Origin of the sequence: Paraglaciecola sp. L1A13 (assembly GCF_009796745.1) — a bacterium.
Classification (GTDB): Bacteria; Pseudomonadota; Gammaproteobacteria; order Enterobacterales; family Alteromonadaceae; genus Paraglaciecola.
Genome location: NZ_CP047024.1, coordinates 2225675 through 2241723, shown reverse-complemented (window position 1 = coordinate 2241723; position 16049 = coordinate 2225675). Strand labels below are relative to the sequence as shown.

General features: G+C 41.7%; 13 protein-coding genes. 8 read left to right on the top strand and 5 right to left on the bottom strand.

Annotated features, from left to right (window positions below; all coding sequences use genetic code 11):
- The first annotated feature begins 70 nt into the window (after positions 1-70).
- On the top strand, positions 71-1192 hold the full coding sequence (locus tag GQR89_RS09310) for a zinc-binding dehydrogenase (protein ID WP_158769791.1): 1122 nt from the start codon (positions 71-73) through the stop codon (positions 1190-1192).
- A 174-nt stretch (positions 1193-1366) separates the two neighbouring features.
- Here the strand turns inward: GQR89_RS09310 and nfsB are convergent, their stop codons facing one another.
- The gene (nfsB, locus tag GQR89_RS09305; RefSeq protein ID WP_199271427.1) at positions 1367-2023 is read right to left on the bottom strand and encodes an oxygen-insensitive NAD(P)H nitroreductase; all 657 of its coding nucleotides are present in this window, start codon (positions 2021-2023) and stop codon (positions 1367-1369) included.
- A gap of 162 nt (positions 2024-2185) precedes the next feature.
- Here nfsB and GQR89_RS09300 point away from each other — a divergent pair, with 162 nt between their 5' ends.
- Entirely contained in the window at positions 2186-3094 is a 909-nt protein-coding gene (locus GQR89_RS09300) for a LysR family transcriptional regulator (RefSeq protein WP_158772208.1), read from the top strand.
- 91 nt (positions 3095-3185) lie between these two features.
- On the opposite strand, the gene GQR89_RS09295 is transcribed toward GQR89_RS09300, so the two are convergent.
- Positions 3186-4004 (bottom strand): winged helix-turn-helix domain-containing protein, encoded by an 819-nt coding sequence (locus tag GQR89_RS09295; protein WP_158769789.1) that lies wholly within the window; start codon positions 4002-4004, stop codon positions 3186-3188.
- Between the two features lie 654 nt (positions 4005-4658).
- On the opposite strand from GQR89_RS09295, the gene GQR89_RS09290 reads away from it, so the two are divergent.
- The 4 genes from GQR89_RS09290 to GQR89_RS09275 all read left to right on the top strand — a co-directional run bounded on the left by GQR89_RS09290 (position 4659) and on the right by GQR89_RS09275 (position 8059).
- Positions 4659-6449 carry a dentin sialophosphoprotein gene (locus tag GQR89_RS09290; protein ID WP_158769788.1) on the top strand — a complete coding sequence of 597 codons (1791 nt, stop codon included), beginning with the start codon at positions 4659-4661 and terminating at the stop codon, positions 6447-6449.
- Positions 6450-6526: 77 nt separating this feature from the next.
- Complete coding sequence (locus GQR89_RS09285; protein WP_158769787.1) at positions 6527-6874, top strand: hypothetical protein; 348 nt, start codon at positions 6527-6529, stop codon at positions 6872-6874.
- 21 nt (positions 6875-6895) lie between these two features.
- Positions 6896-7567 carry a C39 family peptidase gene (locus GQR89_RS09280; protein WP_158769786.1) on the top strand — a complete coding sequence of 224 codons (672 nt, stop codon included), beginning with the start codon at positions 6896-6898 and terminating at the stop codon, positions 7565-7567.
- A gap of 15 nt (positions 7568-7582) precedes the next feature.
- On the top strand, positions 7583-8059 hold the full coding sequence (locus GQR89_RS09275; protein WP_233269130.1) for a hypothetical protein: 477 nt from the start codon (positions 7583-7585) through the stop codon (positions 8057-8059).
- Positions 8060-8262: 203 nt separating this feature from the next.
- Here GQR89_RS09275 and GQR89_RS09270 read toward each other — a convergent pair whose 3' ends face one another.
- Positions 8263-9573, bottom strand: coding sequence for a transporter (locus GQR89_RS09270; RefSeq protein ID WP_158769785.1), 1311 nt, complete (start codon positions 9571-9573; stop codon positions 8263-8265).
- A 556-nt stretch (positions 9574-10129) separates the two neighbouring features.
- A complete protein-coding gene (locus GQR89_RS09265) occupies positions 10130-10537 on the bottom strand; it encodes a DoxX family protein (RefSeq protein ID WP_158769784.1) in 408 nt (135 codons plus the stop codon).
- A gap of 287 nt (positions 10538-10824) precedes the next feature.
- Here GQR89_RS09265 and GQR89_RS09260 point away from each other — a divergent pair, with 287 nt between their 5' ends.
- Entirely contained in the window at positions 10825-12516 is a 1692-nt protein-coding gene (locus GQR89_RS09260) for an RluA family pseudouridine synthase (RefSeq protein WP_158769783.1), read from the top strand.
- Positions 12517-12722: 206 nt separating this feature from the next.
- Positions 12723-14156 carry an MFS transporter gene (locus GQR89_RS09255; RefSeq protein WP_158769782.1) on the top strand — a complete coding sequence of 478 codons (1434 nt, stop codon included), beginning with the start codon at positions 12723-12725 and terminating at the stop codon, positions 14154-14156.
- A 183-nt stretch (positions 14157-14339) separates the two neighbouring features.
- Here GQR89_RS09255 and GQR89_RS09250 read toward each other — a convergent pair whose 3' ends face one another.
- Positions 14340-15623, bottom strand: coding sequence for a DEAD/DEAH box helicase (locus GQR89_RS09250; protein ID WP_158769781.1), 1284 nt, complete (start codon positions 15621-15623; stop codon positions 14340-14342).
- Positions 15624-16049: the final 426 nt, after the last annotated feature.

Here is a 16049-nt window from a genome sequence, read left to right as displayed (position 1 = left end):
ATAAAAACCATCTTTGCTGCCCGATAGCACAACATCGGGCTCAAAGAGCAACCTGACAGGACTACAGTATATGAACAAATCAAAACAGCTGTTTACCCAAATTTCATCTGATGGTGAGCTGACAATCAAATTACACGAAGTCGATGTACCAAAACCCAAAGCACACGAAATTGTTGTTCAAATGGAAGCATCACCCATCAATCCATCTGATATGTGGCCGATGTTTGGTCCAGCTGATCTGTCTAAAGCAAAATTAAGTGACGATAAAACAACATTAACCGCGCCCGTTCATAAAGGTATGTTGCCGCGGATTAAATCTCGCCTAGACCAGACATTGCCAATTGGTAATGAGGGTGCGGGAGTTGTTATCGCTGCGGGTGATAGTGAACAGGCTCAAGCACTTATTGGCAAAACTGTAGCGGTATTAACAGGCGCCTGCTATAGCCAATATTGCTGTGTTCCAGTACAGGCGTGTATTGTTCATCATGACGATACAACGGCTCATGCAGCGGCTTCATCCTTTGTTAATCCCCTCACTGCATTAGGTATGGTTGAAACCATGCGTATGGAAGGCCACACAGCACTTGTTCACACTGCTGCGGCATCTAGTTTAGGTGTTATGTTGAATAAAATATGCATTGAGGAAGGTGTACAGTTAGTTAATATTGTACGCAAACAAGAACAGGTCGACCAGCTAACAAAGCTAGGTGCAAAATACGTGGTGAATTCATCAAGCGAAACCTTTAAGAAAGATTTGTACCAAGCCATTGCTGCTACGGGCGCCACGCTAGCATTTGACGCTATCGGCGGTGGCGAGTTGGCAAGCGATATTCTAACGGCAATGGAAGCCGTAGGCAGTAAAGATGCTACAGGCTTTAATACTTATGGTTCTCTTGAGAACAAACAAGTATATATCTATGGCGGCCTCGATTTCTCACCGACTATTCTAAATCGTGCATTTGGTATGACTTGGAGTGTCGGCGGTTGGTTATTAATGCGCTTCCTTGGCAAACTAAACGCCTCGAAAATAGCAGAATTGCACAAACGTGTGGCGGATGAAATTAATACCACCTTTGCTATCGAATCAACAGAAGAACTAACATTCGAAGAAGCATTAACGCCTGAAACCATCATCAAATACAATGCTAAAACGACAGGTGGCAAGTATATTCTAAACCCTAATAAGGGTTAATCTCGCCAACTTACGCAAAATAGAAAGGGCCAACTTGGTTGGTCCTTTGTGCATTTACACTGGTCATCAATGAATACTATCGTCGTTGCCGTGATCTAACATTCAAATCCTGCTGTAACTGAAAACATCATCAATTGTGTGGAATAGATAGTTTTTTTCGGTAGATCTACAGGGTTAAACCAATTCAATAATTTCGCTTTCAGGTAAGCGTGACTTTGGTAAAGAAGCGTTAAAATCTGTCTCTTTTCGATAGCCTAAAGACACAATAGCCAGCGCCGTGTAGCCTTTATCACGTAACCCAAATTCTTCATCTATGGCTTTTGCATCAATTCCTTCCATAGGGACAGCATCAATCCCCATCGCAGCGGCCCCTAACAATAATGTCCCCATATTTAGGTAGACCTGTTTTTCCATCCAATGTTGAAAGTCTTTTACATCATAGTGATGGATGTCGGCAAAAACTTTTCTCCCCATATGTTGACCTTCCCTAAATTGTTTTTGAGCAAAACGGCCATCTTTATCTTCTTTGTCTAATAAATGGGTCAGAAATGCTTCGTCAGCACTTGTTCTTGCACATACCACGATGACATGAGATGCATTCAACACTTTGGCTTCATTAAAAATAAAAAAGCCTTGCGTACCCCTGCTGATGCGTTTTTTTCCTTCATCATTATCGCTGATAACAAAATGCCAAGGCTGCAAGTTAACGCTAGATGGACTAAAGCGAAGCAGCGCTTTAATTTGGGTAAAATCAGTGTCAGAAATCTTTTTTGAAGCATCAAATTCTTTTACTGAGTAACGTGTTTGTACTACATCAACGAGGTTCATTATCATTCCTTATTTATTGGCTTAATTTCATACGCGGTGTTAGGCCAGTGCCGTTATTTACCGCATTCAATATTCATGACTGCATAATATCAAAATCACTTTTATTGAAAAACAAGGGTAGTCATGAAACACTTTCAAAAATTTTTTGAAAGTGATATTTATCCAATGAAAAACCTGCAGGACTTACGACTATTTTGTGAGATCGCACAACAAGGCAGTTTATCGGCCTGCGCCAGAAAAATGGATTTATCGCCCGCAGTAGTCAGCGCCTCCTTAAAACGGCTTGAAGCAGACTTAGGCGTACTTTTATTTATACGTTCAACACGAAGTATTCGTTTGACCCAAAAAGGTCAACAATTTTTGCAGCACTGCAAAGACGCGCTGGCTATTTTGGACAACGCTACCACTGAAATACATAAAGAAGATCATGAGTTGAGCGGCGTGATTCAATTGTCAGCGCCATCGGATTTAGGGCGGAACTTGCTGGTACCATGGCTTGATGAATTTATGATGTTGCATCCAAAATTGGCGGTGCGCTTGCAATTATCTGACTCTCAGGCGGATCTTTACAGTCAGCCGGTAGACTTGGCCCTTCGTTATGGTCAACCTAAAGATTCTGCCCTGATTGCTATACCTATTGCAGCTAATAATTCACCCGTATTGTGTGCATCACCCGCTTACATTAGCGATTACGGCATGCCAAAAAGCCTAGAAGAATTAACCGACCATAATTGTCTGTGTCATGGTCACAATGACACACTTGATACGCGGTGGTCTTTTCGCAAGAGTGACAAAAGCATCACCGTCGATGTACAAGGTAATCGCCAGTGCAAAGATGGCGACATTACTCGTAGATGGGCGATCTCAGGTAAAGGGATCGCACGTAAATCCCGTTTGGATATCGTTATGGATTTAATACATGGCCGGTTAGTTGAAATAGATATCGATGGTTGGCAAGGCCAACCATTCCCGTTGAATTTAGTTTGCGCTGAAAGACGGCTTTTAAGTCCAACAGTCCACGCCTTTAAAAACCATTTATGCGCGAGTGCTAAAGCGTTAACAGACCTACTTTAATCTAGAGCAGCATACCCCCCTAACAAACGATAAACTTTTGCCTAACGGCTGCTCCTTTAATCTTCAAATGGTATACCAGCTAAAATAAAAATTATCTGGTATTAAGACGATACCCCACCCCCTTAACGGTAAGTATCCATTTTGGTATATCTGGATCCTCTTCGACTTTTTTGCGCAGTAAATGCATATATTGATATAGGTCTGACTTATTTGCTCTGCGTGTATTCGGCCATAATTTTCCGATTATTTTTTCAGTGCTACACACCTGATTATGTACCTCCGCCAATAACATAAACAACGTAAATTCTTTGGCCGTTAACGCTAAATCACGATTATTATAACAAACTGATCGGCTATTTTTATTCACTCGGAATGGACCAAGCGAAAAGCGCTCAAGCTCTTCGTTTGAGCGCTTGCTGTTCGTATTTGGATTATCATTTATATTTACCGTAGCACTGACTATGGCTGCTATGCCACGTCTGTCAATTGCACGTCGACGCTCTTGACTACGTCTTTCATTAAACATATCAGCCGAGCGAGTGATGAGGTCGGTTAAGTAACGGTCGAGCTGAGCAATTAAATCAACATCATTAAAATAGCTAACCCAGGATAAACAGGGATGAAAATCTGAGTCATTTTGATTGTAAATAGCGCAAACCGGTACACCGTGTTGGGCATTAACTTGCTGTAGGATTGCGAAATGAGAACGCATTAATATAGGTGTAAGATTGCGTAAATCTATTAGTACCACGCGACAAACGGGTTTAACGCTGTCGACAGTTAAGGGGTTAGTTACGGGCAAAGAATGAAAAGAAAAACTGTTGGCGACACTAAAACCAGTGAGTAACCCCACTAGAAAGTTGTCATTTGAGAGCACCAGCATACCCTGCTGCGTTTGTGCATACGTCATAATAAGATCCTTTACTAATCATAATCAGACGGACTCCACACACAAAACAGCAAATATTTGGAAGAAGAAAACAGAATCCCTTGTAAACACAATTTTCTGATTAACTTACGTTGCAAATTTAATAATCGATACTTTTGATAACCGATATCGTTAATTCAAACAAAGCAATAAACAAACCAAATTTAATAAACCTAACAAATACGGCAACTTAAATAAAATCCCTCATCGGTACTGATCATAAAAATACTTTCTTTGTAAAATAAACAGACAGTATTATTTATTACTGCACCCATTTAATTCAAACATTAATAATTTAATTTCTTATTGAAACAACGGAAGAGGTTAATAAACTACTCGCCATACAATTCTAAACTCCGAATCATCTATTCATAATAAACTGATTTTAAATGAGTTGAAAATTACTCAATGCTTTATTTCTAACACGTACGAAATATTAATAATTTAATTTTTTGATGACAATTTAATTATTTATTGATGGAATTTTGAGTTAGCCATTAACTACAGTTGTTGCGTGAGTTTAGACACGCAATGACGCGTTCTTTCTCTGGTTATATTTTAATATATTAATGCGTTGCTATTTTCAGGTTGATTTTGCTGAATGGTAACAAATCGTTTTTTAATGGAGCATAAAAGATGAAAACATTTAATAAAAGTTTATTAGCCGCTAGCATGGCGATCATACTGGGTTCGGCAACCAGCGTATGGGCAAACCCAACTAACACAGCGAATGAAGTGGCGGATTCTCAAACCGCCACAGCAAGTGCAGATAGCACTGGCGATTCTTCAGCAGCAGCAAACGAAAATTCATCCGCCAATACGGATAACAGCACTGATTCGTCTGACAACAGCGATGGCAGTTCTGCATCAGGTTCAAAAGTAGCAGCAAATAACGGAAGCATGGCTGCCACTGATAACAGTGATAATTCTGATAATAGCGACGACTCAGATAACAGCGATAATTCAAACAGCAGCGATAACAGTGATGGCAGTTCTGCATCAGGCTCTGAGGTAGCGGCAAACAATGGCAGTATGGCTGCCACTGACAACAGTGATAATTCGGATAATAGCGACGACTCAGATAACAGCGATAATTCAGACAGCAGCGATAACAGTGATGGCAGTTCTGCATCAGGCTCTGAGGTAGCCGCAAATAACGGAAGCATGGCTGCCACTGACAACAGTGATAATTCGGATAACTCAGACAACAGCGACAATTCTGATAACTCTGACAACAGCGATAATAGCGATGGTAGCTACGCTTCAGCCACTGATAGCGCTGCTAATAATGGCAGCACGGCTATGACCGACCGTTCTGATAATTCAGACAACTCAGACAATAGCGACAGTTCGAGTTCTGACAGCAGCGATAATAGCGCCGCCACTGGTACCGAAGCGACTGCCAACAACGGTAGTATGGCAATGAGTGATCGCTCTGATAATTCAGACAGCAGCGACAATTCAGACAGCAGCGACAATTCAGATAACAGTAATAATAGTGATAATAGCTATGCCTCTGCATCAGATGCGGCAGCAAATGGTGGAAGTACAGCGAGCTCAGATCGCTCAGATAACAGCATGGCAAATGCCAGTGCAATGGGCTCAGCAGCCGCGAATGGAGCCAGCACTGCGACAGTAGATAACAGTGATAGCAGTGACAACAGTATGGCCAGCGCGAATGCAATGGGCGCAGCTTCAGCTAATGGTGGCAGCACAGCAAGTACTGATAATAGTGATAATTCTGATAACTCTGACAATAGCGATAACAGTGACAACAGTGATAACTCAGATAATGCAGATAATAGCTATGCGAATTCGGCCACAAACGGTGCATCTGCTAACGGCGCAAGCACTGCAAATGTCGATAATAGCGATAACTCGGACAACTCGGACAATAGCGATAACAGTGATAGTTCTAATAATAGTTATGCTAACGCAGCTGAAGGTGGCGCATCAGCAAATGGCGGAAGTACTGCTAGTGTAGACAACAGTGACAGCAGCGATAATAGCGATAACAGCGACAATAGTTACGCAAGCGCAGCTGAAGGTGGCGCATCAGCAAACGGCGGAAGCACAGCTAGCGTCGATAATAGCGACAATTCTGATAACAGCGACAACTCTGACAACAGTGATAATAGCGATAGCAGTTACGCTTGGTCTGAAGGCTGGGGAACATCTTCGGCTAACAACGGCGGTGTGGCAACCACAACCTATAGTGTTAATGAGTCAAACTTAACGGGTGCTGTCACCGGCAATTATGTTACTTATAGTTTCGACAATCAGTCGACTATTGCTAGCAACAATAGTATGTCCGACACCTTTAACGGTACAGCTGGCATAAACCAAAACGTGCAAAACCTTGGGCATAATGCCTTAGCCCAACAACAAGTATCATTCCAGGGAAATGTAAATGTAAATCCGCAATAAACTTTTCTATGTAGGTTTCATTTTAAGGAAAAAGTTGCTGACGGTGACGTCAGCAACCACTGAAAAGGACTCAGGCTATGAAAACAATATATTGCAACATCAGCATCTTAACTCTAGTTGCCTTATCCACACTTGTTTCATTCAATGGTTATACACAATCAATTGCCGATAAATTCCCCCCCGTTCTGCTTGACGATTTAGAACAAGAAAGAGGCATGGGTGGCGTACTTGATGTGACCAACAACTCACATTTAGAGGCGATATTAACCGACAACTATACGTCTAATAGCATTACTGGAAATAATACGATAGATCAGGGCTCGTTTAACGAAGCCGCCGGCGTTTTCTCAATTATCCAAAATACTGGTAACAACGTCATTATTCAGGATTCAACGATAATCACCGTCACCATTACCCCAAATTAACGGATGAATAGGTGTGCATTTATGAGACTTTATTTATGTTTAGCGATGTTGTTAACAACCCCTTCAGTATTAGGCGGTTTCGTTGATTTCAATGGACAATTTACGGTAAAAGTATCGAGTATTGCCGAACAACGTTTTAAAACAATCTATAAGCAAAAATACGATTTCAGTTGCGGCTCAGCGACTCTGGCAAGCCTACTATCATTTCACTATGACGACGTAGTCAATGAACTTAGCGTATTCAAAGATATGTTTGAACACGGTAATAAAGCAAAAATTAAACATCAAGGTTTCTCTTTGCTTGACATGAAACGGTATTTGTCGCGCCGCGGTTATCAAGCGAACGGTTTCAACATTAGTTTAGAGCAACTGTCTAGCGCACAAATCCCTGCAATCACGATTATCAACAATAATGGATATATGCACTTTGTGATTATAAAGGGCAGTACCGACAAAGAAGTGTTGGTTGGCGATCCCGCCATCGGCTTAAAGTCGGTGAGAAAAGACAAATTCGAGGACATGTGGGGACAACGTATTGTATTTGTTATCCAAGATCGTAAAGAGATTGCGGTCAATCATTACAAGCATGATCAAAAATCTGATCACCAAGTACGCGCTAATTTGGGTTTAGCCATTGATCATGCCAGCTTAGGGTTATTGAACGTTTTACAGCCTTCTAGCATGGATTTTTAGGATTAGGGATTGCTTATGAAACTTTATTTATTATCATTTTTCGCAAAATTTATGCTTTTCTTCATTTGCGGTCCGTTAGTCAGTGTCACGAGTAATGCCAACACAAATACGTTGCCTGAGTCAGGACAATCATTTTGGTTACCTGTGCCAGATGCCACACTATCGACCCTGCGCGGAGGTTTTGTATTGAGTAATGGCGTTGTGGTAGATATAAATTTTCAAAAAAATATTTTCAGAAACGGCGAGTTAACGTCACATTCTTACTTCCAATCCCCCCAAGACATCAGCTTTTTAAATAAAGATGATTTTAGGTTAAGCTCAGTGATACCGAACGACAGCCTGAATTCAGTATTGCAAAATACACTCGATAATCAGACTCTTTCAGCCATTACCAATATCGATATTACCATCAAAAATTTACAGCAAGCGCAGCAGGCCTTTGCCCACAATGAGCTGTATAGCACCTTTTTTAATGCGCGTACTCACCAGTAATCGCCATTTTTCGAATACTAACTGGCTGTTGTTCAAAGATACGTTTCTAGATGACATCAACGTTGAGGTTTTAGGTGCGATTACATTTTGATATAAGCGGACTAAGGAACCCCCTAAGAATTACTCTCAATAAAACAATAAAATCCGCTTTAAAATACGGCCTAACTATTAATTTTCAGCAACATTTAATATGAATAGCGCTCTTAAAACGTTACTGGGACTCTAAAGTTCAAACGAGTGTCTTGCGCATCGTCCGTCACACCTATGGCTAAAGAAAGACTTAAATTAGTCAGCTCTGAGTAGCGAAAAGAATAGCCGATAATTAGTTGGCCAATATCAAGCTGACTTCCATCAATCTTCATATTGTTTATTTTGGATTTTAAAACGTGTTTATGAGAATAACTTAGGCTCATGGAGGTACGTTCATTTAGCGATACACCTAAACCAAAACTTACCCCTGCACTGTCACCTAGGTCCACATTACCTACATTTTCATCGGTGTCCATATTGTAGCCATAACTGACATTACCAAAAAAGACGCCTGGGTCTGTAGCGTATATAGCCGTTAGGCTAGGCTGAATGCTAACGTATCCCGAACCTGTTGGCAGCTCAGTTGGGAAAACCGCCCCGGGAGTTGATTGCACAAATTCAACCTCAAATGGGCTAGTGCCGGTGGGTATAGTTGCCACTAAGTTAGCTACATAAATTGGGCCGCCATCGGTCGGAGCATTCAATTGATATCGCGTAGACAATTCGATATCGCCCATTCCGTGTCCGCTAGCATTGAATATTTCATCTTCGCTGACACCAATACTGACAGGTCGCGAACGCTGACTGTCGTTACGCGCAATATAAGGAAGTTTTACATCCAGTTCCCACCGTTCGGTTATGCCATACCTTGCAGAAACACTGCCAATAAAACTGTGGCGCTTAATTTCGCGTAAATCGATTAGTCCCACAACAAGTGCTGGAATAAATGAAAACGCATCGAGAAAAACCCGATTATTATCCGTATACGAATACCCGATTGATGTTTCTAACACCAGTGAGCCCTTTCCCGTTAATACCCCACTGACATTGTCATTTAATTTAGGTATCGCATTAACGTCAATTGCATTGGCGTTTTTTGGCGGGGCTTGACCTACAGGTTTATTATCAGTCCTTGATAGGCTCGTTTCTTTCGCGACTTTTCGCGAAATATTGTTAGCCACCACCACTTTACTCGCATTAACCGGCTTACCTGCTTTTTTAACACGCTGTTGAGTCGCCTGAACTTGCCGATTTTCGGATAACGCATTAACCATTCGCTTTAATTCGGCTATTTGTTGCCCTTGTTCTAGCAGCATCGTACGTTGCTTCTCAAGCTCTACTTGATAGAAATCAATAAGTTCGTCATCATCAGAAGTACTTTGTGCTGCGTTACAAAACTGAGGCACCGCTAAATATAAAGAAAGCGTAATGAAAGAAAAATGAATTGTACGGTCGAGACGTAACTTAGTTGGCACACTTTTCATAAATAATCCTTTATTCGAATATGAAAAAATTTAGCTTTAATACCGTATGCACTAACGTGCGGCTAGTTTAAAAATAGTTAATAATCTGTAGAATTTCAAATAATAACCATCTTAAACGTACCCTTATATTACTTTTAGTGACTTGTAACTTTTGAATATAAAATAAAATTTTATTTCTTTAATTTTTATAAATATGTTTAGAAGGGAATTTCAAAATGATTAGAAAACTAAATATAACTATGATTAATCGCTACACTGGTTATTATCAACTTTAAATAGCACTCGCTAGCCACATTGTGCATACTTTTTATGCACAATGGTTTATTGATTAGAAAAATAATCACTCACGAGAATATTGACGAGCCGCTGCGTATTCAGGGTGTCTGATGTTATTCCTGCTCCTCTGCAGGCGTGCCAAGAATAACACCAATCGAAGCGGCTGCTAGGCGACAAAAATTAATCGCACGGGCTATGACTTAGACCGGACGAAAGTGGATATGCTGGATTACCAATCATGCTCCCCACTAGCGCAGGACACGACTGGATAATGACGACTCTATTTAGTCCGGTTATCTAAACTGAACGGGCCTGTTCCTCGAGCAGATAGAATCAATAAACCCGCCATAATAGCCATATTTTTAACAAAGTTTTGCGTTTCGTGAGCCACGTTCCCACCTTCAGGTAAATTCCAGAAATTATGCATAAATACGCTTATGACCAAAGTCAGACCGGCCAAGATAAACGCCGCGATACGCCCTTTAAAACCAACAATAATGGCTAGGCCAGCGGACAATTGTAAAACGATCGTCAGTACTAGCAGAGGTGTGACAACAGGAACATTGTGCTGTGCCATGTATTGGCTCATGGCGTCGAAACTGACGATTTTTTGCAACCCAGGCAAGATAAAATACAAGCCAAGTAACAATCTACCGCCCAATAGACACGCAGTTTCAAATATATTCATAGTAGTACCCTGTGTATTATTTTTATTATAGAGCTTTGTTGCATGCTCAGTCTTGAACTTCAATTTATAACATACTTGTTTTAGCTATGCTCGCAGATAAATATGCAGTGGGTAAAGCGGGTCAATTCTGCTGAATATGATAGAATACGCCGCTTATATTTGGCCCTTTTTACACTGACGATGTTTCATTAATCACTGCTCATGCTTTTAGGCTCGTCGCTTCAAAGCTGACAACATTGTGCCGCCAATTGACTTAACCCTATTTAGAACCAACGACATATTTGCCAATGACCTCTACTAACGCGCCCTGCTTTATCACATTCACATCTGACGTATCAGCGCACAGTATGCCAGACAAATTCACCTTTCCATTTTATTATCAGCCTCATCCCTTATGTGTATTAGCCGCCCAAGAACTTCAGCAGCATTTATTGACACAAAGTGAGTGGTACCACAACTTTGGACTAAATGACGATCCCACGCTAATCATTGGCAAAATGTTTGGTGTGTTATTGGTTAGAAATAGCAATGGTCAATTAGGATATTTGTGTGCCTTTTCAGGTAAGTTAGCCGAGCAAAATCATCTACCTATGTTTGTACCGCCAGTATTCGATCTTCTCGCCCAGGACAGTTTTTTTCATGCCCAACAGAAAGTTATCAATCAGGTCACAACAGATTTGAACCATTTACTTTGCAGCGACGAATATATTGAAGAGAAAAACAGCTTTTTTAAACTGAAAACATTTTGTGATGCTGAAATTGAAAAACAGCGCAACAACGTAATTGCTAATCGGGCAAATCGAAAAATGCAACGGGATTCAGTAACCAGTGATTCTGATTCTGATAAGGTATTAGCTTTGTATGAAAAGCTGGCTAAGCAAAGCATCGAAGATAAGCTTAAATATACCCAGCTAAAAACAGATTTAACCCGTGAAGTTAATGACGCCAAACACGTATTGATCATATTCGAAGTCCGTATTCAGGCGCTAAAAAAGCAACGAAAAACCTTATCAGCCACGTTGCAGCAACGTATTTTTGAGCAATACCAGTTCTTAAACGCACAAGGGATAAACAAGTCCTTGGCGGCAATATTTAGCGAAACAGTTATGCGAACCCCGCCCGCTGGTGCCGGAGAATGTGCGGCACCTAAGTTACTACATTACGCTTTCAAACATGACTTAACGCCAATAGCGATGGCTGAATTTTGGTGGGGTGCATCACCAAAGTCACAAGTTCGTCGTCATAAACAGTTCTACCCTGCCTGTATTGGGAAATGCCAACCCATACTCGAGCACATGCTACAAGGCCTTACAGTGGATGAAAACCTTCTGCTCAAGAATGTCGGCGGCAAAGAAAAAATTGATATCATATATCAAGACAATGAGATGCTTATCATTAATAAACCTGCGCAACTGTTATCAGTGCCCGGCAAGCATATAACTGATTCTGTATTTAGTCGCATAAGAGACCTGTTCCCCCATGCTACCGGTTCATTGATCGTCCACCGGTTAGACATGTCGACCTCAGGGCTCATGGTCATTGCACTAACCGGAGCATCGCATAAAGTATTGCAGAAACAATTTATCAGTCGCCAAGTAAGCAAACGTTATGTGGCCCTGATTGAGGGTTTAATAGAGGGGGACCAGGGCGTCATCACCCTTCCCTTAGCGGGAGATTTTTACGATCGGCCACGTCAGTGTGTTTGTGATAAAACAGGTAAGCCAGCCCATACCACCTGGCAAGTGATTGAAAGGCAACAACACCTGCAACGAACTAAAGTCTACTTACATCCCAAGACCGGTCGAACCCATCAATTGCGCGTGCATTGTGCCCATGAGCGAGGCTTAAATATGCCGATAGTGGGTGACGACTTATATGGTAATCGCGACCGTCGTCTGCATTTACATGCCCAATATTTAGGTTTGTTTCATCCCGTCACACAACAGTGGCTTGAGTTTACCTGCGAGCCCGATTTCTAAGCTAATAGCAAAAGGCTTTTTTGATCATGATGTTATTGAGACAATGTTAAATACTTTGTCTTTTTCCATAGCGAATAACCCGCCAGCAGTTTTTTGTGAGTAAACTTCATTGAGGTTTGCTAAATGCCGATTAATCTAAATTTCTTCAGTGAAACTCAAGACGCCAGTGGGTATCATGTCCCCTCTTCTAGTCACTTTCGGCGTGTATGGCTTCTTTATTTGCTTCATTTTCAAAACTTCCCTTAACCACTGTTGCACTTATTGTTGTATGCGCGGGGTCATTTATTGGTCCTTTGGGCATGGCATCGGTCAATATTGCCATTCCTGATCTCGCTGCAGAATTACACGCCAACGCAAAAATGGTCAGTTGGCTACCCACTATATTCTTACTCGCTAACGTGGCGCTTATGCTGCCATTTGGAAAACTCGCCGATAACTACGGCCGCAAGCGTATTTATAGCTATGGGTTAGTGCTTAATATACTGTCTTCTACCATGTGCGCTCTGGCGTACAATATAGAATGGTTGCTGTTTTGGCGTTTTATGCAGGGCGCGGCAGCGGCTATGATTTTTGGTACGGGAGTGGCGATACTGACCTCCGTTACGCCCGCTGAGAAACGTGGTTTCGCTCTCGGTATTGCAGCTGCGTGTGTTTATATTGGCTTAACTGTTGCGCCTGCAGTAGGAGGTTGGTTAACGGAGTTATGGGGCTGGCGCTCGGTGTTTTTGTTCCAAGTACCATTGGTAATCATGCTGCTTGTGTTAATCAAATTACAAATGCACGGCGAATGGAAAAACGAACGCAAAGTAAAATTTGATTGGCGCGGTTCTGGTATTTTTATCGTCGCAGCTACTTGCTTAGTGTTTGGTTTGAGTCAATTGCCTTCAATGATAGGTGTTGTACTATTGAGTATTGCGGTTATTGCCATGGTGCTATTTGTTGTGCACCAGTCTAAGCGAGATCATCCCCTTATACGCGTTCAAATGTTTAAAGAAAGCCGTGTTTTTTCGATGTCGCTCATCACGTCGTTATTAATGTATGCCAGCAACTACCCGCTCACCTTTCTACTCAGTTTATATTTACAATATGTAAAGGGATTCAGCCCATCGGAATCAGGACAAATAATATTACTTCAGGCATTGGCTATGGCATTTCTGGCGCCGTTGTCGGGTCGCTTATCCGATAAAGTGCAGCCTCGCCTGCTCGCCACTACAGGTTGCTGTATCGTTGCATGTGGGTTCTTTATTTTAAGCAGAATGGATATCGACACTCAAGCTTGGTATATCGGTAGCTCGCTATTACTTATAGGCATTGGCTTTGGTTTATTTTCGACCCCGAACAACAACGCCATAATGGGAGCAGTACATAGCAGTGAACTTGGAGTGGCCTCAGCTTCACTTAATCTAGCCAGAACAATAGGAAATTTAGTTGGTATGAGCCTAGTGAATCTATTGGTACATCATTACATAGGTGATGCGCAAATTGTGCCTGAGCAATACCCGGCGTTGCTACAAACCGTCTTAGTTGCTCTGAATATATCCTTCGGTTGCGTTGTTATGGCGTGTATTATTTCAGGCTTTCGTGGTCGTGAAAAAAAGCCAGATTATCTCGCTTCGACTGTCAGTAAAGATGATGACTAATAATAATCATTAATACGTAAGGGCGATGGAACATCAAGTATTTTACCGTTGAATAACCTTTTATAGTGCAGCTAACTAAAAAACACAGCCATTAAAAAAGCGAGCTTAAATCTTTAGGCTCGCTTTATAAATTTATTCAGTATTTTTATTTGTTAGCCCATCGTTAACGACCTAACAAACCGCCTATTTACTTGGGCGTTTCGCTTTTGGCTTTGCCTTTGGCTTGACTTTAGCGCCTGGGGTTTTATCCATGCGTATAACAGTTTGCGAGACCTTATTGGTCCGGCTATTTTTACTGTGTTTACGCACTGTTTTTAACAACGACTCACGATTACTTACCGCAAAATCAGGGCGTGAAATACGTTTAATCTTACTGTTAATTAAACGTTCGATACGCTCTACGGTGCGCTCCTCTTCCCGACTAACAAACGAGATAGCATTACCTTGCTGTCCCGCTCGCCCGGTGCGGCCAATACGATGCACATAGTCTTCTGGCAGGTAAGGTAAGTTGTAGTTTACGACATGATCAAGGCCCTGAATATCGAGACCACGGGCAGCGACTTCAGTAGCAATTAAGACCTGAAGTTTCGCGGATTTAAAATCAGCGATAGCACGGCGACGAGCACCTTGGCTTTTATCTGCATGACAAACAGCCGCATCAATTTTACTGGTTTTCAAAGCGGCCATAAGTTTATCGGCTTGCTCTTTAGTACTGGTAAAAACAAGTACCTGGTACCAATTTTGCTCGGCTAGCAAAGTTTTGAATAGACGCGTTTTGTCTTCTTCTGCCACAGGGTACATTACATGTTGAACTGTATCAGCCGCGCTGTTTAACTGAGTGGCACGAATTTCTTGATGATTTTTAAGCAGCTTATGAGCTAGCTCATTCACTGTTGGAGAAATAGTCGCTGAAAATAATAGCGTCTGGTGCGCCGAAGTGATCTGAGCAAGCATTTGACGGACATCAGCAATGAACCCCATGTCCAGCATGCGGTCTGCTTCATCAAGTACTACAAATTCTACCTTCGCTAATTCAACATTTTTTAGCATCATGTGCTCAAGTAAACGCCCAGGAGTAGAAATAACAATATCCACACCGGCTTTAAGTTTACTGGCTTGTCCCCCTAGCTTCACGCCACCATAAAGTGCCAACACTGAAATCTCGGTAAATTGCGCGTAGCTTGCAATGTTAGTCGCAAGTTGTTCCGCGAGCTCTCTGGTGGGTGTTAAAATAAGTACGCGAGGAGTGCCCGGTACGGTCGCTTTTGGCTTAGCTAACATTTGCTGCAAAATAGGCACTGCAAATGCGGCAGTTTTACCGGTACCTGTTTGGGCGCTGGCTAAAACATCACGACCACGACGCGCAACCACAATGGCTTGCTGTTGAATTGGGGTCATTTTCTTGTAGCCACAAGCATCGATTGCTTGTTGTAACTCTGGCGCTAAATCTAATGATGAAAAGTTCATGCTAATTTCTCTTTCGGCAGACAAAAACATAGACGCAACTTGTTTACATGCTATCTGTGTAAATAGTTGCCATGACGTTATATTGGTAAGCGTAACGTCTGAATGTTGAATTTGCGTGATTGGTTTAAAAAACGATGGCGAAATATACAGGAATTTAGTCCGTTAAACCTCATTGTTTAACAAATATATCGGTAAAAAACCAACTTATTGTGCACAAATAAGCTCATCACTGCCTAAATTAGCTATTAATACCAGACTAAGGGTAAATCATCTTATTGGGCTATTAGGTTATGACAGCCAAAGCCGTCCAGCAAGGCGTGATATTAACAAAGATGCGCTGGACAATAATCATTCAATTGTGATTGCTCCCACTCGATTGGACCTGATTAAACAATAAGTGTTTTATTTCAATCCGTGAATGGCTCT

Excerpts from the sequence above, each read along its gene's own strand:
- GQR89_RS09310 (WP_158769791.1), top strand. The coding sequence starts at position 71 with ATGAACAAATCAAAACAGCTGTTTACCCAAATTTCATCTGATGGTGAG.
- GQR89_RS09300 (WP_158772208.1), top strand. The coding sequence starts at position 2,186 with ATGAAAAACCTGCAGGACTTACGACTATTTTGTGAGATCGCACAACAA.
- GQR89_RS09295 (WP_158769789.1), bottom strand. The coding sequence starts at position 4,004 with ATGACGTATGCACAAACGCAGCAGGGTATGCTGGTGCTCTCAAATGAC.
- GQR89_RS09290 (WP_158769788.1), top strand. The coding sequence starts at position 4,659 with ATGAAAACATTTAATAAAAGTTTATTAGCCGCTAGCATGGCGATCATA.
- GQR89_RS09285 (WP_158769787.1), top strand. The coding sequence starts at position 6,527 with ATGAAAACAATATATTGCAACATCAGCATCTTAACTCTAGTTGCCTTA.
- GQR89_RS09280 (WP_158769786.1), top strand. The coding sequence starts at position 6,896 with ATGAGACTTTATTTATGTTTAGCGATGTTGTTAACAACCCCTTCAGTA.
- GQR89_RS09275 (WP_233269130.1), top strand. The coding sequence starts at position 7,583 with ATGAAACTTTATTTATTATCATTTTTCGCAAAATTTATGCTTTTCTTC.
- GQR89_RS09270 (WP_158769785.1), bottom strand. The coding sequence starts at position 9,573 with ATGAAAAGTGTGCCAACTAAGTTACGTCTCGACCGTACAATTCATTTT.
- GQR89_RS09265 (WP_158769784.1), bottom strand. The coding sequence starts at position 10,537 with ATGAATATATTTGAAACTGCGTGTCTATTGGGCGGTAGATTGTTACTT.
- GQR89_RS09260 (WP_158769783.1), top strand. The coding sequence starts at position 10,825 with ATGACCTCTACTAACGCGCCCTGCTTTATCACATTCACATCTGACGTA.
- GQR89_RS09255 (WP_158769782.1), top strand. The coding sequence starts at position 12,723 with ATGGCTTCTTTATTTGCTTCATTTTCAAAACTTCCCTTAACCACTGTT.
- GQR89_RS09250 (WP_158769781.1), bottom strand. The coding sequence starts at position 15,623 with ATGAACTTTTCATCATTAGATTTAGCGCCAGAGTTACAACAAGCAATC.